Consider the following 18,168-nt stretch of genomic DNA (forward strand, 5'->3'; position numbering starts at 1 on the left):
GCCGCGTGCAGCGCATCGGCGGCATCGCGAAGGACGTGACGGAGGCGAAGACGAGCGCGGCCCGGCTGGAGGTGCTCGTGGCGGAGCTGCAGCACCGCAGCCGCAACCTCCTCGGCGTGGTCGCCTCGGTCGCGTCCAAGACCGTCGGCCAGGGTGGCTCGGTCGAGGCCTTCCAGGAGCGGCTGAAGGCGCTCAGCCGGGCGCAGGCCCTGCTCAGCCGGTCCGGCACCGACACCGTCGAGGTGGGGGTGCTCGTGCGGGCCGAACTTGCGGCCCACATCGACGCGGTGCCCCCGAAGGCCACGATCTCCGGCCCGAAGGTCAACCTCACCTCACGGCAGGTGCAGAACTTCGCCCTGGCCCTGCACGAGCTGACCACCAACGCCGTGAAGCATGGCGCCCTGCGGGACGGGGCGGGGCGGCTTAGCGTCACCTGGGCCGTGCAGCGGGACCAGCGGCACCGGCGGCGACTGTCCCTTACCTGGACGGAAAGCGGGGTCGAGTTGCAACGCGAGATGACCGGTCGGCGCGGCTATGGGCGCGAGCTGATCGAGCAAGGGCTGGCCTACGCCCTGCGTGGCCGCACCGAGTTCTCCTTCGCCGAGGATGGGGTGCGCTGCCGGATCGAGTTGCCGCTTGCCTAACCGATGCTGAAGCGGCCGGGAATGAACGCGCTCATCATCACCGTCCCACCCCTCGGCAGGATCATCGATGTCCCATGCTACTGGCCGTTTGGTCAGCCGCTGCATCCTCCTCGTCGAGGACGAATACTTCATTGCGGATGAGATGGAGCAATGGCTGCGCAAGGCAGGCGCCGAGGTTCTTGGGCCAGTGCCGAGCGTCGAGCAGGCCCTGGAGATCATCAACGATGATGAAGCGACCGGCTTGGACGGGGCGGTGCTGGACGTGAACCTCGGCCCTGGCGAGACGGTCTACCCGGTCGCCCACAGGCTGACCGCGCTCGGGGTACCGTACCTCTTTGCCACGGGTGAGGTGCGGGTCAGCTCTGATCCGGCACACCGCGACCGGCCGCGGGTGGAAAAGCCGGTTTTCGGCCCGGAGCTGCTCAGAGCCGTGCAGAGGCTCTTGGGAACACGCACAGCAGCCGCTGGCTGAGTGTGTGTTCCGGGCTGAGCTTGCTCAACGCGGGACAACTCCCCGTCGAAGCGAATCGCAGACGATGGGCAGGGACATCGGATCCTCCCTCAGCAGCATGGGGAACGAAGTTGCCTCGGAAATGAGGACACCGAGGCGGGCAAGGACGGCAATGAGGGGTTCCAACGCTGCCGTTCCGCCAGGCAGGCCTGGGATGGCCTGCAGGATGTGCTCGGTCAGCGGCTCAGGCGCGGCGAGAGCAGGGAAAGCGGCACGCCGGCTCCCGTTGGAAATCAGTGGCTCAGGACCGAGGGCGTCGTAGGCCAGACGTCGTCGGCCCGGGCGCTGAATGAGAGGGGCGTGCCCACACCGGCTGGGCGGGGTGCTTGGGCATACAATGTTGGCGCGGCTGTTGCGGCGGCTCGGGGCGTCGCTGGCGCATTGAGGATGGCCGGCTAAAGGCGGCTAACGGCGCAAGCCGGCCGCGAGCCGCAGTTCCGCTTCGGGGTAGAGCATCCGGGAACTCAGCCATCAGACCATGTGCGATCCTGGCTTTCCCGACCCTAACCGGACATTCTCGGCGTCAGGTCATAGCAGCCGTTTCAGGCGCAGCAACCCGTATGCAGCTACCGTCACAGCGTCTTTGATCTCGCCATCCACGATCATCCGTTCAACTTCAGGCGCCGCGAAGGCTCGTGTAACCAAGTCCTGCTCCTCCAGTTCTCGACCAGCCGGATCTTGCCGAAGACCACTTGCCAGGAAGATGTGGCAGCCCTGGTTGGCATAGCCATAGCCCTCAAACAGGTACCCAACCTGCTGCATGTCGGCCGCCATCAGGCCCGTCTCCTCCCTGAGTTCACCCAGCGCCACGCTCGCAGGTTCCGCTTCAGGCGCGCGCTCCCACGAGCCCTGCGGAAACTCCCAGAAACGCCCTCCAACGGGGTAGCGAAACTGCTGCACGAGGTGCAGTCGGCCATCATCTTCCCTGGGCACGACGAGCATGAAGTCTGGCTTCTCGACGACGCCGTATATGCCCTCGGTGCCATCGAGCCGACGGACAACATCCTCACGTACCCGCATCCATCGGTTCTCGTAGACGATACGAGACACGATCGCCTCGACCTCGGGCCTGTCGGCTTCCTGCACTTTACTGACTCCATGATGACGGAGGGGGTGTGAAGGCTTACCACTCTCTAGCGATAGCAGGTGACGTCCGCTGCCCATTCGCGGCGACTATAGCCGCTTGGATCGCGATGTCCGCCTCTGGCGGTCGACACCGCCACGCGAATGGGCACGAAGCAGCCACGAACTCGGAGGCGTTAGGCGGCGCTGACGGTGGCGGGGGTGTCTCGCCCTGCTGGGTGCACGGGTGACGTCGCCGTCTCCCCCGTGCACCCGCTCGGTGGCCTAGGCGCGGCAGAAGATGACTGAGCGTGTGGCGCACCGGCTGCCATCGGAGATCGAGCGACTCAGGTTCGAGGATGTCGTGCGGCGGGCGGCGCAGGCGCGGGGCGCTGAATGGGCGCAAGTGATGGGGCTGCCTCGCACCCCAATGGCCAATGGAAGATGACATACGGCAGGTGGCTGAAAGCGTGACAGGGCCAGAAGTTCCCTTCCAGGCCTCACGTGAGGCCTGCGAGGAACCGACACCAAATCTACTGAGAGCGGACTCGCATCCGAGGCCCTGGAGCTGACCTCATTCTGAAGAATATCATTGTTAAATCGAACGAATCTTGACAAGGCGTGGCCTGGAGTCTCAGCCTTCCTGCGCCGGGGAAGTCGGCAAAAGGACAAAGCAGGGAGGTGACGTCATGTACCTAACCCTGAGACGCTACGCGGGGGTTGGATCGCGCATCGAGCAGATCGCAGAACGACTCGAAACTGGGCTCATACCCATCTTGAAGCGTGCACCTGGCTTTCAAGGATACTGCGCTTTCCGCAGTGAGGATGGCGACGGGGTCTCAATGAGCCTGTTCGAGACGGAGCAGCAGGCAAACAGCGCGAACGATGGGGCTCGGTCCTGGGTGCAGTCCCATATGCGAGACCTGCTGCCGAACGCGCCTGAGATCTTCGCCGGCGAAGCCATCATCGCGGTGAATCGCGGTCAGCATGACGGCAGCTTTGGCGAAGGCATTCAGCCCTTCTATGTCATGGTCCGTCAGTTCGCGGACGTCAGCGACCCTGACTTTATAGAACGATTGACGCGCGAGATCACAACGCCAACGACCATCAGCTCGCCCGGGTTCAAAGCCTTCTACGCTGCATGGGGCGACCCGGGGAGAACACGCGCTGCTCTCGTCTCCCTCTTCGATAACCGCGAGAACGCTCATCGTTGCTATGACCGGGTCAAGCAACTCATGCGTGAGAAGGGTGGCGCAGCGATCCCGCCGCCAAACCAGATCATTGCCGGGGAAACCACCGCCGCCGCAATGTCCCCTTGAACCCTCTCTAAGCCTCGCTGCGATGTAGGAATCAGAGTTCGGGAATCCGGACTCATGCGGTTCGATGCCCGTGCGCTGGTCGCCGTGTCCGAATCTCGTTCGGAACACGCTGCGCGGCGAGCTCCCGGCCTGAGTTCAAGAACCAGCTGAGTTCTTGCCGGTGAGTATCTGGAGGAGAACAGCATGGGAAGGAGAGACCCGATGGTGAGCGCGATCTCGAGTGCCTCGCGCCGACGCGTCTTCGCCCTTGCGATGTCGCCTCTCATTCTACCCCGTATCGCGCATGCGCAGGCGAGCTTCCCGGATCGGCCGATGCGCTTCATTATATCCTGGCCGCCGAGCAACCTGGATGTGCTGCATCGCTCCATCTTCGAGGTCGCAAGGCGCGAACTGGGCCAGCCCGTGGTGCTGGAGAACCGGCCAGGCGCGCGCGGCACCCTGGGGGCCCAGGCACTCATGCAGGCGCGCCCGGATGGCTACACCCTCGCCCACCAGCACCTCTCGGTCATCCGCCACCCGTTCCTTACCCGGCAGCCAACCTGGGATCCGGTGACCGACTTCACCTACATCATCCAACTCTGCGGCTTCGTTTACGGAACGGTCGTCCGGGCAGACAGCCCATATCAGACCTGGGGCGACCTCATCGCCGCGGCGCGCGCGCGGCCAGCGACCCTCACCTACGCCACCTCGGGCGTGGCGACCGCGCAGCACATTCTGATGGAGGAACTCCTGGCGCGAGAAGGAGTGCAGATGGTCCATGTTCCATTCCGGGGCGGTCCAGAAGGAGTGACAGCCCTGCTGGGACGGCAGGTCGACTGCATGAGTGACGCGTCCTCCTGGCGTCCGAACGTTGAGGCCGGGGAGTTCCGCCTTCTTTCGATCTGGACGCCTGAGAGGATGGCCCTCTTCCCCCAATCCCCAACGCTTCGCGAACTCGGCTATGGCGTGTCCCTCACATCACCTTATGGGATCGTTGGACCGAAGGGGATGGACCCGGGCATTGTTCGCATGCTTCACGATGCATTTCGCAAGGGGCTCTTCGACGACACGACGCAGGGGCTCATCCGCCGCTGGGAAACGCCGGTCGAGTATCTCGGTCCGGCAGACTATTTATCGTTCGTGCGAGAGCGGACGGTTTACGAACGTGAGATGGTCGCGCGGCTCGGATTGAGCATCGATGGCTCGTGAAGTGTTTGCCTCGTCCCGCCTCTGCCCCCGCCGCTTGCGAATGGCAACGGGGGGCTGAGTCGCGTGGGTAGCAGGTGGAGAGTGCAAACGCATCGGTGGCGGAGCAGCGCGGGTACTGGACCAGAGAAGCGTGTCGATGCCGAAGGGGCGGGGTGCCTGGACGATTACGACGGTGGCGCGGGTGACGGGGCGGCTCGGGTTCCGTTTGTGGTCCGAAGCAGGGCCGTAGCAGACGGGAGGTGACAGGGAGTGGCCGATTGCGGCAGGTTCGCTCCCGGGGGGAGCATCCGAGAGCGTGGCTGCCGGAAGGACACGCCGAAGTTTGTCACTTCCGCCCCATAGCGGAACTTGGGCATCGATCGCGAACAGTCGCCTTCCGTCTTCTCGAGCGGATGACATAGGCTTCCCGCATGGGACTCTTGACCTTCAGCATGAACGTCACCCTGGACGGCTGCGTCGACCACCAGGAAGGAATCGCTGACGACGAGACGCACGCGTTCTTCACCCGCCTTATGGACGAGGGCGGGGCGATGCTGTGGGGCCGCATCACCTACGAGATGATGGAGAGCTACTGGCCGGCGGTTGCTCGCGGTGATGTGGAGGCGCCGCCGGTGATACGCGAGTGGGCGGTCAAGCTGGAGGCCAAGCCGAAATACGTGGTGTCGTCCACGCGAAGGGACTTTGCGTGGACCAACAGCCACCACATCGCCGACGGCCTGCTAACAGGCGTGCAGCGGCTCAAGGACGCGACTCCGGCGGGCGTGCTCCTCGGGAGTGGCAAACTCGCGACCGAGCTGGACCGGCTGAATCTGATCGACGAGTACAAGCTCCTTGTCCATCCCAGGATTGCAGGCCACGGCCCGACCTTGTTCCAGGGTGGGCTGCCCAATACGCGACGGCTCGAGCTGGTCTCGGCAAAGCCGCTCCGCAATGGCGCGGTCGCCATGCACTACCGTCGCGAACGCTGACTTCGCGCAGCCTCCCGCGCAGAGCTTGGCGGCCGATGCGTCGCGAGAGCGCCGCCAGCTGGCAGTCCGCTTTGGTCGCCTGTCTCTTTGGATGAGAGAGGTTGGCTAACCTGCCCGGCCACAAGCGGGAGGTGGTGTGGACCTGCCGGTCCGTCCTGCCCGCAGGCTCGCCACGGTGCCGCGCCGGTCTTTGTCACGCGGGATGGCACAGACGCGAGGCGGCCGATCAGTGCACCGCCTGCGCCGACCCAAGCGACGCGTGCCCGGATGTCTCCCGGCCTTTCGCCTCTTTCGGCCTCTGCTGCAGGTAGGCCGGGTCGAAGTCGCAGGCAGCCTGCAGCCCCGGCCAGTCCAGGATGGTGAGGGCGGTGAGGTTGCCCCGCACCAGCCCGCCCCTGCGTAGGTCCTGGAGCACGCGATTGACGTGAACCGTGGACAATCCGAGCGCGTCCCCGATGTCGGCCTGGGTGGCCGGGAAGCTGAACCCCGCCTCGGTCGCGAGCCCCACGCCCCGGAGTCGGAGGGAGATCTCGCAGAGGAGATGCGCGACCCGCTCGCGCGCGTCCCGCTGGCCGAGGCCGGTCATCCACTCGCGGAAGATCGCGGCGTCGACGAGCGTGTCGCGCCAGAAGGCTTCCGCGATGCCCGGGTGCTCGCGGGTGATCTGGCGCAGGGCCGCGTGCTCGACGAAGGCGGCCGTGGTCTGCATGAGGGTGCAGACCGAGTGGTCCATCACCGGCAGGTGCAGGCCCTGCAGATCGGGCATGTCGCCCGGCGTATGGAAGGAGTGGATCTGCCGCCGGCCGTCCTTCAGCAGCTTGGAGCGGTGGACGAAGCCGGTGAGGAGAAGGCAGCACTCGTGCGAGTGCTCACCATCCCGGACGATATCGGTGCGCGCTTCGTAGGACCGCACCCTCATGGGCAGGGAGAGCAGGGCGCGCTGCTCCTCCTCGCTCAGGTCGGCGATGCTGGCGAGCTTCTGGACGAGGCGATGTCGCTCCGAGGCGGTGCTGTTGGGGAACATGGGTCGCCGCTCCTGTGCTGGAGCAGCGCGCCCGAGCAGTTCTTCACTCCCATGCGCGTCCGTGAAGCCCCCGGCGGTCCGCTAACGCACAAGGGGGGGGGCGAGCTGTCCCGACCCGCCGGCGTTTCCGCCCGCCGCCGAAAGGTGGGCCGGATGTGCGGTTTCGTACTGACCTCGGCTCGCAGCGTCCCTATATGACGACCAACGCCCGCTGTGGTTCTCCGGCGCGGGCTTCTGAGAGACACGCCTGTGCTCCCGCCGACAACCCCGTCGCAGGAGCCATCATGGCCGCCTCTGGCGTTTCTGCTCCGGCGACCCGCAACCGTCTCCTCTCGGCGCTTCAGCCCGAGGTCCTGGAGGAGTTCTGGCCGCGGCTGGAGAGGGTTGAGCTTGTCGTCCGCGAGGTGCTCCACCCGCCAGGCGAGCCGATCAGGAACGTGTTCTTCCTGGAGACGGGCTATGTCTCAAAACTCGCCTACACCGAGGACGGCGATGCCGCCGAGGTCGGGATGACCGGCTGCGAGGGCTTCGTCGGCCTCCCCATCCTTCTCGATGCCGAGGCCGACGACGTCGAGGCAATGGTGCAGCAGCCCGGGACGGGGCTGCGGATGGAAACGGCCGCGTTCCGGAAGGCGCTGGAGCGCCATCCCGCCCTGCGCACCATCCTGAACCGCTACGCGCTCCTCCACCACGGTCAGGTGGCGCGGACGGCGGCCTGCAATCTCAGGCACCAGCTTGAGCAGCGCCTCGCGCGCTGGCTGCTGATGTCTCACGACCGGACGGAAAGCGACAGCTTCGCCATGACCCATGAGTTCCTCAGCATGATGCTCGGGGTGCGCCGCTCCGGGATCACGGTGGCGGCAGGCCTGCTCCAGAAAGCGGGGATGATCCGCTACGGCGCGGGGCGGATCGAGGTCACGGACCGGCCCGGCCTCGAGAGCGTCTCCTGCGAGTGCTACGGTATCGTCCGGCGTGCGTCCGAGGCCCTGTTCGGATTGCCCCCGGGCGCGAGGGCGCTCTACCGGGCCTGAGACGGCCTGCGGCGCCTGCTTGGCGCAAGGGAACTTGTAGGCGGTACGGTAGGGAACAGCGGCAACGTGGCGAAGCGCCTAGGAGGCCTCTCAGGCACCAGTTGGAGGCCAAGCCATGCGAGAGAGGACCGACCCGCGCCAACACCGCGCGGACCACGACGGCCAGGATGACTGCGGGATCCGCGCGGCCGTCGCGGCAGACATCGCGGCCGGGGCGCTTGACCGGGGCGCACCGCACACAGCGCTCGCCGCCGCGAGGGAGGCGGCCCGCGCTGCCCTCCTCGTGCTCGGCCGCGTGCCGCACCAGTGCCCGAATGACGACCGGCGCTTCCTCACCATCCTCGCCGCTGCCCCGCCCGACCATCTCGTTGGGCTCCCCGACGAGCGCGAGGTTGTCGTGCGCCAGGCGCTCGCGATACTCGCGCGGATGCTTCCGCCCACACCGGGGAGTGAGGCATTCACTGGCTTGCCGGACCCGGCGGCGGGCGGCGGGGATGCGCCGGTTTCGGGCAGGCCCCGCGTCCTTGTCGTCGAGGACGAGTGGTTCATCGCCGCCGACGTCAAGGACTGCTTGGAGCAGGCGGGGGTTGAGGTCGTGGGGCCCGTCAGTACGGTCGGCGATGCGTTGCGGCTCGTCGAGGCCGCTTCGACCGATGGTGGCATCACCGCGGCCATCCTCGATATGAAGCTCGATGGTGCCATGGTCACCCCGGTGGCGGACGCGCTCACCGCAATCCGCGTGCCGTTCGTCTATGTGACGGGCTACTCGGAGGACCACGTCCGGAGCGGGAACGGCACGGCAGCCGTTCTGCAAAAGCCCGTGCACTATCCGGACCTTCTTCGCGCCGTTTGGGCCATCGCCTCACCAGGAGGGGGCGCGCTCCCAGCGGCCATGTAGCTCGACGGCCGGGCTCACCCGAGGCATGTCCGCTCCTGCCCGGGGCGAACCCCGAAAGTCGCCCGGTTGGCATCGCCAGAGACTGATTTCAGACGCCCGTCAGGTGAGTGCTGGCTGGACCGCTGCCGGCGCCTCGACCGTCATGAAGTGTAGCGTGAACAGGAGCAGCCCGCCGCCGTCCGTCACTTCCAGCCGCCAGTCGTGGTCGTCCGAGAAGGTGCCCTTGTCGTCCCTTAGAAGAGCGCCCGCGAGGCGCACCGCCTCATTGCGGGCCGATCCCCGATCGGGAAGCTCGGTCCCCTCTTGATCGAGGAAGGACTGTCCGTCGATGACGTGGAAGAAGTACCGCGGCATGACCGTGCCTCGCTCCATACTGGCGACGGCAGGTCATCCATCAGCCGCAGAGTGCCAGAGGTCGGATCCGCGATCGGGCTTTCTACCTCCGGGCTCTGCAGCCCGCAATCATCCAGATTTGGACGCGCCAGGCTCAGACCAAGCCCGGTCAGAGGCAGCGGCCGCATCATCGCGTTGGCATTCAGGAGCGGAACTGCCGCTCTGGGCCAATCCTCGCCCTGTTTCAGCTCCGGCATTTGCCCGGCGTTGATCCGGTGCGCGTTGACGATGACCTGGCTCTCGGCAGCCTGGCGGCCCCCCGGTCAGCCGCACCATCGGCAGGGGTGCCCGCGCCGATGATGTCGGCCAGCACCTGCCCGGGTCCGACCGAGGGCAGCTGTTCCACGTCGCCGACCAGCAGGAGGGCGGCCTCGTCCGGCAGGGCCCGGAGCAGCGCCCGCACGAGCGGCACCTCCTCCACCAACGAGGTCTCGTCCATTACCAGGATATGGCACTCCAGCGGCCGCCCCTCCGTCCGCTTGAGGCCGCCTGCCTTGGATCGGTCTGCAGCAGGCGGTGGATGGCCCGGGCTTCCAGGCCCGTGCTTTCCGAGAGGCGCTTCGCGGCCCGGCCGGTCGGGGCACAGAGGCACAGCGCGTAGGAACATACTGCAATCAAGGTTCGAGCACGGGCCGCAACCACCGAGACAGCAACCCTGACAGACGCACCGGTGCCCGGCCTTAAGCTTGAGCGGAAGCTCAAAGATTGAGCTTTGTCTCTTGCTCAGATTGCCGACTGTTCCGCATTCTTCGGGAGTTGCGCGGGGTGGAACTTGGTCTGGTCGCGTCGGTCCAGGTTGGGTGGCCATCAGGGAGAAGCTGATGCGAACGCATGATGAGGGGCAGCCGGTATCGGGGGATAAGCGGCCGAACGATTCGATCGATGCGCATGTCGGATCCCGAGTGAGGCAACAGCGCATCCTGATCGGTATGACGCAGGCAGAGTTGGGCCTCGCGCTCGGCCTGACCTACCAGCAGGTGCAGAAATACGAACGCGGGACGAACCGCCTGAGCGTCCAACGCCTTGTGGACCTTGCCCGCGCGTTGAACGTATCGGTCGGCTACTTCGTCGACGATGACGTGCGTGACCGTTCCAGCTTGCATGAGGGAAACACTGCCGAGGGTGGTGATGCCGAGTCCGGCAGCGAGTGGCACGAACTCCGCGATGTGTATGGACGCATCCGGGATGCGGATGTTCGCAAAGGGCTTTTAGGACTGGCGAAGACAATGGCGGATGGTGACTGGGCTCGTGGCCTGAGTGCCGAGGTTGGCGACGCGCCGGCATCGCCAGGCAACCAGAGGCCGCAACGAAAGCGGCGCAAGTCTAAAGAATAGCTGGCCACATCAATTCATTAAAGCTTTGCAACAACGCTCAACTCCCAAGCTTCGGAGCAGCAAGGCCCTCCGAAGAGAGAAAAGCCGTCCGTTCCGAAGGCGCTCCATCAAGCCACGCACGCACATACCCACGGCACGGGGCGCATGATTGCACCACGACCACGGCAGAAAAACTTCGGCTTGTGGAGGATTGGAGCAGGGTGCCGGCGGCCCTGATACCTTGTTCGGATGGCTCGGAGATGATCAGCTCTTCGGCGGCGTCGGCGATGACCTTCTAGTCACATTGGCAGGAGCGGACAGCCTCGACGGCGGCCATGGGATCGACACCCTGCGCTTCACCGACACGGCGGATGGCGTGGAAGTGAATCTTGCCACCGGACGAGGCGGTGGGGCGGCGGCTGAACAAACTGACACGGGAATAGAGCGGGTCGAGGCAACAGTTTACGACGCCGTGACCGGCGATGAGGCAGACAACACGCTGCTCGGTGGAGAGGGCAACGACACCATCAGGGGGGCGGGGCGGGCAATGCTTCGCTCGACGGCGGAGCCGGCGTGCACGACGTTGTGGACTACAGCTATTACAGGGACTACCGCAGGCCGGGACGGACTATTGCGAACTACCTCATCGTGGACCTGACCGCCGGACTCGCCCAATTCGGGGGCTCTTCGAGTTCTGCCTATTCGGAGAGCGACGTCCTCTCGAATGTCGAGGACGTTATCGGGTCGAACCTAAGCGACGACATCACCGGCAGCGGTGTCGCCAACATCCTTCTCGGGGGACGGGCAGCGACACGCTGGACGGCGGCGCCGGCAACGACACGCTCATGGGCGGCGCGGGCGCGGACAGCCTCATCGGCGGCAGCGATCGGGACGCCGCGTCCTACTACTTCTCCTCGGCCGCCGTCCGGGTGTCGCTCGTGGACGGCCTGGGCGCGGGCGGGGAGGCGACGGGGGACACCCTCGTCGGGATCGAGCACCTGGTGGGCAGCGCCTTCGACGACGTGCTGCTGGGGGATGCCGGCGGGAACATCCTGAACGCCGGGGCCGGAGACGACTTCCTGCGCGGTGGCGCCGGAGTGGACACGCTGGACGGCGGGGCGGGGCGGGGCGGGGCGGATGTGCTGGTGGGCGGTGCCGGGACGGACCGCTTCGTCTTCGCGACCTTCGGGGACAGCACGCCCGGGCTCGGGGTGGACCTGATCGCCGACTTCTCCCGTGCAGAGGGGGACGTGGTGGACCTCACCGTTGCTCGATGGGCTGGGCTACCGCTTCATCGGGAACGCCGGCTTTAGCGGCACCGGGCCGGAACTGCGGTCCGAAACCCTGGAAGTCGGACGCTTCCTCGTGGAGACTAACGCCGGCGAAGGAACAGCCGATCTACGGATGGTGGTCCAGGCTGAGATGTCGCTGAGAATCTGGTCGCCTCTGACTTCGTCTTCTGAAGCCAATTTGTGCTGGTGTGACGGCTCGAACGTAGGATGTTCGAGCCCAATCGCTGCTTTCTGGAAGAAAACATATGTGGCTGCGCCGCGCCCGATGGCACCGCGTCCCACGAGACCGGGCCGGGGTGTCGGCCGACGACGACGGACTAGACCCGGCTACTAGATCAGCCCGCCCGGGGGCGCACCTCGTTACAGCATGGCGCCCACCCCACATGAGCATTTGTAGTCCTACCGCCGCCCGCCTGGTTCCCCTTCCGAGACGGGCCGTCGCGCGTTTGGGGCAAACTTTCTCTCTCAGCCAGAGTGCGGCAGCTGTGTCTGAGATATAGGTTCTGGAGAACCTAAAGAGGCAGGCCAACTCCGTTCGCGGAGCCGCTTCTCTTACGATGCCTCCTGCTCCAGATCCTCGTCACTCCTGACCACAAGTCGCTGGGGTACGGCCCATTGCGGTACGATCTCAGCCCCGATCGGGCCGGGCTGAGCACTGTCGCTCTCTGCGCCTCCCTTATGTGACCGGGCCAGTGCATTCTGCAGCGCCACGCGGGTGGCGGCAGAGCGGCCCTTGGGGGGAAGGTAGTCCGAATTGAACTCCGCCAAGCTTTCGAGGGCGGCGGGATCAAGGAGGGTGAGCACCCCGCCACTCCAGGAGACCAGGCCGCGCTTGCGAAGCAGCATGAGCACACGGTTGACGTGCACCGGAGAGAGACCCAGGGCATCCGCCACATCCGCCTGGGTGACAGGTAGAGAGTACGTGAGGGCTCCCGGCTCGCTGCAGGTAGCAAGGCGGGCGTGCAACTCGCAGAAGAGATGCGCCAACTGCCGCTCAGCTTTGCCTGACCCCATGGTGACGAGCCACTCGCGCATCATGCCCATCTCCCTAGCGCTCTCGCGGAGCAGAGCCAGCGCGAGGGAGGTATCCTGTTGCGCGAGAGTGGCGAGCTGAGCCCGCGGGAAGAGGGTGAACTTGCAGACGTTCAGCGTACTGACGGCGTATTCCGATGTGCCGAAGAGCTGCAGGTCGCAGAAGTCGCCGGGAAAGAGGAAGGCAATGATCTGCCGGGTTCCGTCCCGCTGGATGCGGAAGCGGCAGGCCATCCCGCTCAACAGCAGATGAATGTGCTCGGGCTGCTCCCCTTCTCGGATCACCCGGTGTCGGGCAGGAACCGAAAGCGTGTCGGGCGTAGCCGACGCGGTTCCCTTGGCCATGTCGGACATCGCGGGGGAATGCGGCTCGAAGCTCGCGACCGGCTGGTGCAGCAAGTTGATATCCCCACGTTGATGTTGCGTGTTTGCAACTATGAAGCGCCGTCGTTCAGAAGGAGCCTGTCCGGTGGGCACGTCCAAGACTTAAGACATGTTCGTGTACAAAGCTGCTTTGGGAGCGATTGTGTTACACTTATATCGATTTCGTGAATCTACTGGCTGAAACCTTCAACCAAGAGAAGAATAAGTATTCAGGCTGCACAACCTCTCCGTTGTACTCTGATCCAATGTTGCGTCTCATTTTCATGCCAGAGTGCCATACGCGCCGAATCGGCCCTATGCTGGGCGGGCTGCGGTCTGCTCTCTGTTCGTCCATCCCGACGCAGGCGCGCAGGTCATAATGGCATAGGACTGACGATGATCGCGCGCTCATGACCCGCTTCTTCTTCGATACGAACGACGGCGAGCAATTTGTTCACGACGAGGAAGGCCTGGACTGCGCTGATGTTATGGAGGCTCGGGCCATGGCCCTGAAGGCCCTCTCAGACATCGCCAAAGACGTGTTGCCGGAGGGGATGAGCCGCGAAATCGTGACAGACATTCGGGACGAGACGGGCCGACGGATCTTAACGGCGACCTTGTCGTTGGTGGTGCAGTGGGTGGACTAGAGCGCGTTCGACACGCCTCAGCGTCCTCTCCTCGACCCCGCAGCACACCGGCCCGGTTTTTTCGACTGCCTACGCGACGCCGTCCCATCGACCCGGCCGCCGCAGACCAGGCAGATGAGGTGGGCGCTGAGCTCGGCCGCAGTCCAGACATCACTCCTGCGACGTTGGAAGGCGCCATCGAAGGCTAGGTCGGGAAGCTGGTTGGCCGGCCGCCGTGCAGCCGCACCGCCAGTGATGGAAAGGTGCTACCGCCCCACCGGTGCTGACGAACGCCATGACGGAGCGGCGGACCAGCATGCCGGATGGGCTCCGCGTGTATGCCGCCGCTCCTCTTGCGATGACGCCCGAGCGTCCGACGTGAGCGGCAGCCCGTGTGACCGATCCATCTGAACGAAGGTGGCTTCGCTTAGGCTCAACGAGTGCCTCAAGGCTCTCACCACCTCGCTTCCCACCCGCGCCCCGTCGGCAAAGCCGGTGGCCTCGAAGGCTCGCACGATAGCTTCATGCCGGGCGATGCGGTCTTCCAGATCAAGGATGTGTTGCCTTGCCTGCTCGCGCCTTGCGCCGGTCCATCCCATACGCCGGGCTCCCGCTTCCCGACGACTTCGCCGCAGCGGCGGCTAGGCCGACAACTTCATGGATTGACCTACTCGGGCCAACGAGGCTCAGCCGCCCCGACAAGTCCCGGTGGAACGGACGATTTTGGAAGAGAGCGGCGGACTATCGCTTAAGCTAGCGGTCCTCTCGGCTTTCGCCTTAGACTTGGCCATGGAAACGAACGAGACGCCGCTCCAGCAGGCCAAGCGCCATCTCGCAGAGGGAGATGACCGGATCAGCAAGCAGGAGGCGTTGATCGTGAAGCTGGTGACGGAAGGGCCAGAGACGGAGCTGCCCGCCGCCCAGGCACTCCTCGCCTCCATGCACCAGAGCCAAGCCCTTGGGCGCCAGCATCTCGCACGCGAGTTGGCGAAGGTCGCTCAGCAGGAAGACCAGCCGCGGCCCTAACGCTTCCCCACCCACGGCCCGACCAGCTCTAGCCGAAGATCCGATTGCGCCAGGCCGCCGTGCAGCCCGCGCGGGTGGCGCCATGAGACAGATGGACGGCGCTGACGAGACCGGCCTGATCCTCGTCCCGCTTCATTGCATGGCCATAGCCGCTCCGCCCGTTTGTCCGAGAAAGGGGGGAGGCTGCAGGGGTTAGGCAAGAATGGCAGATCACTGGATGCGAGAGGTCTGAACTCGCCTACCCGCAACGTGATAGGCGGAGTGATGTGGGTTAGCGCGGCAGATGACACGTCTCACTACAGGGGGGGGATGCAGACTGTTCGCTCATCGCGTTTGACCATCCACCGCCCAAACTTGATGGACGATGAGCGCCGGATGAGGGATTGCCAGGCGATCATAGCTCGCTCCCGCGAACTCCTCGGCCGCTCAGTTTTCTTATGGCGGTCTTCGGCTGATGCTTCTGAATTGGAGCCGCCGCCTTGGCTTCGGGCTTTTCTGGCCGGTACGCGGCGATGACCCTTGACTGAGGGGCGAACGTCGCGTCGGCCTCTTCGAAGCCTTCCGGACGCGGGAGGGTTGAAAGTCGGCGAGATCGGGAGAGCGTGGCGGGAACGGCCGAGGCAGTGCCGAGGCGATCCACCGCCTCGTCAACTCGTGGCGGGACCACGGGAAGCTGCCCACGCCCTACGTGAACCGGCCGCAGGCGCAAAAGGCTCCTTAGGAGGCGCTGCGGGCCGAATTCGAGATCGGCTAGATCAGCGGAGCGTTCCAAACATCAACCGACCGACCCTCGACCCGCTCAACCCAGAATAAGCTTTACGGGCCGTGGGCTGCGTGTCCCATCCACGCCGCCACAGCCTGCGAACGCTAGCGGTTCTCATTCCGGACGAGAAAACACTTTCCCGCGCCCGGCCGACATGCCGAAGACTCGCCTGACCATCTTCCGGCTGCGCCAACATTGTGGCATCGCGCCCTCAGGCGAGAGCGCGTGTCGTGGGCGGCGTAGGCCGAACCGCTGTCGGCGAGGCACTGCAAGGGGTGGGGCGCCCGGAGGGCAGCGAACCGGCGCTCGACGCAGGCCAGCATCAGGTCGCGGATCATCTCGCCACTGATGCCGCCGGTGGTGGCGACCCAGGCCATGACCTCGCGGTCGTGGGTGTCGATAGCGAAGGCCAGGCGGACGACCTCGCCGTTCCAGCACGGGATCTCCAGCCCGTCGGAGGACCAGCGCAGGTTCGAGGTCGGGGCGATCACCGTGCCCTCGTGGGCCCGATCGCCGCCGGGTGCCGTGGCGCTGCAGGAGCAACTGCCCCCGCAGCATCAGGCGGTAGACGCGCTTGTGGTTCAGGAGCCCGGCGCCCGATGTCAACGCCGGGTGAATGGTGCGCAGAAGTGCCGAAGTCAAATTCCCCAGTTTGGGACTGGTGATCAGGGGACGAGTGGATTGGGGCTCCAGATCTTCGGGGGCCTGCCGCGTCATCGGGGCGGGGTCCGGGCGATGGCGGCTGGGGAGGAGGCCGGAGGTTGTCCGGCACGAGGTCGGCGTGCTGGCGGAGCCGGTAGCTAGTGCCCTCGATCTGCACGACGACGGCGTGGTGGAGCAGGCGGTCCAGTAGTGCGGCCGCGACCACGGCACCGCCGAAGACCTCGCCCCATTCGACAAAGCCGCGGTTGGAGGTGAGGATCATCGCCCCGCGCTCGTAGCGGGCGTTGACCAGCTGAAAGAACAGGTTGCCGTTGCCGGCGGTGATCGGCAGGTAGCCGATCTCGTCGACGATGAGCAGCGCGGCGCGGCAGAGATAGCGGATGCGTTCGCGCAGGGTCCACTCCCGCTCGGCACGGGCGAGCGAGGCGACGATGTCGGCCAGCGAGGTGAAATAGACGCTGTGCCCGGCCCGCACGGCCTCGACGCCCAGAGCGATGACGAGGTGGCTCTTGCCGGTGCCTGGCGGGCCGAGCAGGTGGACGACTTCGTAGCGGCCATGAAGTCCAGCTGGGCGAGCGCCAGGATGCGGTTGGGGGGAGGGCTGGAACGAGAAGTCGAAGCTCGCCAGGGTCTTGATCGTGCCCAGGCGTGCCATCTGCAGCGCCGCCTTGATCCGGCGCCCCTCGCGCAGCGTCAGCCCCTCGGCCAGCAGGCCGTCGATGGCCTCCAGCGCGCCGATCTCGCCACGCTCGATCTGGCGCATGGTGTGGTCGAGCACCTCGAGGGCGAGTGGCATGCGTAGGCCGACCAGGTGGCGGCGCACCCGCTCGAGGGTGGCCGGGATGGGCAGGTCCTCCCTCATCGACGGCCTCCCTGCTCGGCCAGGCGTTGCCCGACCGCGTATAGAAGGCGAGCGGCCGACGCGGCACGCACTCGCCCGAGCGGGTCGGCGTTGACAGCTGTTTCATGCACCTCGTGCACGACTGGCCGTCGCGGCTGTCGATACCCGCTGGCCAGCTGGCGCTCGCCGCGTCCCTCGAGCACCGGATGGCTGGCCATCAGCTGGCCGCACTCGTAGATCTGCACGGTGTCGGGCAGCATCTGCATCTCGACCGGCCAGCAGCGGTCCGAGGCTGGGCCGCTCCTCGGCGAAGTGCTCGGCCACGACCCGCCGAGTGGTCGCGTGCACCCTCTGGTTGGCCACCTCGTCCAGCCACTGCCGGAGCTGAACGTTGAGGTCGTCGAGGTTGCGGAAGCGGCGCGCGAGGAAGAAGTCCTCGCGCACGTAGCGGAACGGCCGCTCCACCTTTCCCTTGCTCTGCGGCCGATAGGGACGGCACGCCTTGGGCAGGAAGCCGTAGTGACGGGCACAGGCCAGCAGGGTCGGATTATAATTGATGCCCGCCGGCGCCTCGCCGGTGACGCGGTGCGCATCCGGCCGTACAGGATCTCCGCCGGCACGCCGCCGAGCGCCTCAAACGCCATGGCGTGGCAGCGCAGCACCGCCGGCAGATACTGGTGCACCACGAAGCGCGCCTACAGCATCCGGCTGTGGCCGAGTACCAGCGAGAACAGCCACACGATACGCGTCACGCCGGGCTCATCGGTGAACTCGGTGCGGAACTGGGCGAAGTCGACCTGGCCCTGCTGGCCGGGCGCGGTCTCGAAGCGCTGCTCGAAGGCAGGGGCCGTCGCGGGCCGGATGTCTCGCAGGAAGTCGGTGAGACGGGTGTAGCCACCCCCGAGCCGAGATTGCGCAACTCGCGGTGCAGCCGCCGCCCGGTCAACTCCGGGAAAGCGGCCAACCGCTCGCGCAAATACCGGCTGAACGGATCCAGCAGCGTGCCCCGGGGCTGGCGCGGGCCGTAAATCGGCGGTTCCAGGCCGCGCTCCACGTATTTGCGCACCGTCTTGCGGTCGAGCTCGGTCCATCGGGCAATGGCGGACACCGACAGCCCCTGCCGGTGCAGGTCCAGGATCACCACGATCTCCCAGTCGGACCACCGGCGCCGCTCCTCCCCCAGGACGGCAGCAGCATCGGCGACCCATGGC

General features: G+C 66.0%; 18 protein-coding genes and 2 pseudogenes. 12 read left to right on the top strand and 8 right to left on the bottom strand.

Translation table 11 applies throughout. From position 1 onward, the window contains the following. Positions 1–5: 5 nt before the first annotated feature. The gene (locus tag ACP6CK_RS15650; RefSeq protein ID WP_426954230.1) at positions 6–644 is read left to right on the top strand and encodes an HWE histidine kinase domain-containing protein; all 639 of its coding nucleotides are present in this window, start codon (positions 6–8) and stop codon (positions 642–644) included. 67 nt (positions 645–711) lie between these two features. Next, positions 712–1,116 carry a response regulator gene (locus ACP6CK_RS15655; RefSeq protein ID WP_426954231.1) on the top strand — a complete coding sequence of 135 codons (405 nt, stop codon included), beginning with the start codon at positions 712–714 and terminating at the stop codon, positions 1,114–1,116. Between the two features lie 567 nt (positions 1,117–1,683). Here the strand turns inward: ACP6CK_RS15655 and ACP6CK_RS15660 are convergent. Further along, complete coding sequence (locus ACP6CK_RS15660; protein ID WP_426954232.1) at positions 1,684–2,241, bottom strand: NUDIX domain-containing protein; 558 nt, start codon at positions 2,239–2,241, stop codon at positions 1,684–1,686. Between the two features lie 818 nt (positions 2,242–3,059). Here ACP6CK_RS15660 and ACP6CK_RS15665 point away from each other — a divergent pair. From ACP6CK_RS15665 to ACP6CK_RS15675, 3 genes are all read left to right on the top strand, one after another. Further along, positions 3,060–3,536 carry a hypothetical protein gene (locus ACP6CK_RS15665; protein ID WP_426954233.1) on the top strand — a complete coding sequence of 159 codons (477 nt, stop codon included), beginning with the start codon at positions 3,060–3,062 and terminating at the stop codon, positions 3,534–3,536. A gap of 201 nt (positions 3,537–3,737) precedes the next feature. Continuing rightward, complete coding sequence (locus tag ACP6CK_RS15670) at positions 3,738–4,724, top strand: Bug family tripartite tricarboxylate transporter substrate binding protein (RefSeq protein ID WP_426954234.1); 987 nt, start codon at positions 3,738–3,740, stop codon at positions 4,722–4,724. Positions 4,725–5,155: 431 nt separating this feature from the next. Further along, positions 5,156–5,692 carry a dihydrofolate reductase family protein gene (locus ACP6CK_RS15675; RefSeq protein ID WP_426954235.1) on the top strand — a complete coding sequence of 179 codons (537 nt, stop codon included), beginning with the start codon at positions 5,156–5,158 and terminating at the stop codon, positions 5,690–5,692. Between the two features lie 226 nt (positions 5,693–5,918). Here ACP6CK_RS15675 and ACP6CK_RS15680 read toward each other — a convergent pair whose 3' ends face one another. Continuing rightward, positions 5,919–6,716 carry a Crp/Fnr family transcriptional regulator gene (locus ACP6CK_RS15680; RefSeq protein ID WP_426954236.1) on the bottom strand — a complete coding sequence of 266 codons (798 nt, stop codon included), beginning with the start codon at positions 6,714–6,716 and terminating at the stop codon, positions 5,919–5,921. A 284-nt stretch (positions 6,717–7,000) separates the two neighbouring features. Between ACP6CK_RS15680 and ACP6CK_RS15685 the strand changes: the two genes are divergently transcribed. Together ACP6CK_RS15685 and ACP6CK_RS15690 are read left to right on the top strand one after the other, a co-directional pair. Then, the gene (locus ACP6CK_RS15685) at positions 7,001–7,747 is read left to right on the top strand and encodes a Crp/Fnr family transcriptional regulator (protein WP_426954237.1); all 747 of its coding nucleotides are present in this window, start codon (positions 7,001–7,003) and stop codon (positions 7,745–7,747) included. A gap of 115 nt (positions 7,748–7,862) precedes the next feature. Further along, the gene (locus ACP6CK_RS15690) at positions 7,863–8,645 is read left to right on the top strand and encodes a hypothetical protein (RefSeq protein WP_426954238.1); all 783 of its coding nucleotides are present in this window, start codon (positions 7,863–7,865) and stop codon (positions 8,643–8,645) included. Between the two features lie 99 nt (positions 8,646–8,744). Here ACP6CK_RS15690 and ACP6CK_RS15695 read toward each other — a convergent pair whose 3' ends face one another. Both ACP6CK_RS15695 and ACP6CK_RS15700 read right to left on the bottom strand, forming a co-directional pair. Beyond that, the gene (locus tag ACP6CK_RS15695) at positions 8,745–8,999 is read right to left on the bottom strand and encodes a DUF6894 family protein (protein ID WP_426954239.1); all 255 of its coding nucleotides are present in this window, start codon (positions 8,997–8,999) and stop codon (positions 8,745–8,747) included. Between the two features lie 223 nt (positions 9,000–9,222). Beyond that, positions 9,223–9,680 (bottom strand): annotated as a pseudogene (locus ACP6CK_RS15700) (AAA family ATPase). A 179-nt stretch (positions 9,681–9,859) separates the two neighbouring features. On the opposite strand from ACP6CK_RS15700, the gene ACP6CK_RS15705 reads away from it, so the two are divergent. The 3 genes from ACP6CK_RS15705 (at position 9,860) to ACP6CK_RS15715 (ending at position 11,664) form a co-directional block, all read left to right on the top strand. Beyond that, positions 9,860–10,372 carry a helix-turn-helix domain-containing protein gene (locus ACP6CK_RS15705; RefSeq protein WP_426954240.1) on the top strand — a complete coding sequence of 171 codons (513 nt, stop codon included), beginning with the start codon at positions 9,860–9,862 and terminating at the stop codon, positions 10,370–10,372. A gap of 148 nt (positions 10,373–10,520) precedes the next feature. Further along, positions 10,521–11,009: a calcium-binding protein gene (locus ACP6CK_RS15710; protein ID WP_426954241.1), complete on the top strand. Its 489-nt coding sequence runs from the start codon at positions 10,521–10,523 to the stop codon at positions 11,007–11,009. A 16-nt stretch (positions 11,010–11,025) separates the two neighbouring features. Continuing rightward, a complete protein-coding gene (locus ACP6CK_RS15715) occupies positions 11,026–11,664 on the top strand; it encodes a hypothetical protein (RefSeq protein ID WP_426959922.1) in 639 nt (212 codons plus the stop codon). Between the two features lie 531 nt (positions 11,665–12,195). Here the strand turns inward: ACP6CK_RS15715 and ACP6CK_RS15720 are convergent. Next, positions 12,196–13,074 (bottom strand): Crp/Fnr family transcriptional regulator, encoded by an 879-nt coding sequence (locus ACP6CK_RS15720; protein WP_426954242.1) that lies wholly within the window; start codon positions 13,072–13,074, stop codon positions 12,196–12,198. Positions 13,075–13,448: 374 nt separating this feature from the next. On the opposite strand from ACP6CK_RS15720, the gene ACP6CK_RS15725 reads away from it, so the two are divergent. Both ACP6CK_RS15725 and ACP6CK_RS15730 read left to right on the top strand, forming a co-directional pair. Further along, entirely contained in the window at positions 13,449–13,685 is a 237-nt protein-coding gene (locus ACP6CK_RS15725) for a DUF6894 family protein (protein WP_426954243.1), read from the top strand. Between the two features lie 768 nt (positions 13,686–14,453). After that, positions 14,454–14,690, top strand: a complete 237-nt coding sequence (locus ACP6CK_RS15730; RefSeq protein ID WP_426954244.1) for a hypothetical protein — start codon at positions 14,454–14,456, stop codon at positions 14,688–14,690. A gap of 867 nt (positions 14,691–15,557) precedes the next feature. On the opposite strand, the gene ACP6CK_RS15735 is transcribed toward ACP6CK_RS15730, so the two are convergent. The 3 genes and pseudogenes from ACP6CK_RS15735 to istA form a co-directional block, all read right to left on the bottom strand. After that, a complete protein-coding gene (locus ACP6CK_RS15735; RefSeq protein ID WP_426954245.1) occupies positions 15,558–15,944 on the bottom strand; it encodes a DDE-type integrase/transposase/recombinase in 387 nt (128 codons plus the stop codon). Then, positions 15,941–16,978 carry an IS21-like element helper ATPase IstB gene (gene istB / locus ACP6CK_RS15740; protein ID WP_426954246.1) on the bottom strand — a complete coding sequence of 346 codons (1,038 nt, stop codon included), beginning with the start codon at positions 16,976–16,978 and terminating at the stop codon, positions 15,941–15,943. Before istB ends, ACP6CK_RS15735 begins: the two co-directional genes overlap by 4 nt. After that, positions 16,975–18,140: pseudogene (gene istA / locus ACP6CK_RS15745) on the bottom strand (IS21 family transposase). Before istA ends, istB begins: the two are co-directional and overlap by 4 nt. Positions 18,141–18,168 lie beyond the last annotated feature (28 nt).

The organism is Muricoccus radiodurans, assembly GCF_050154705.1.
In the GTDB taxonomy this organism is placed as follows: domain Bacteria; phylum Pseudomonadota; class Alphaproteobacteria; order Acetobacterales; family Acetobacteraceae; genus Roseomonas; species Roseomonas radiodurans.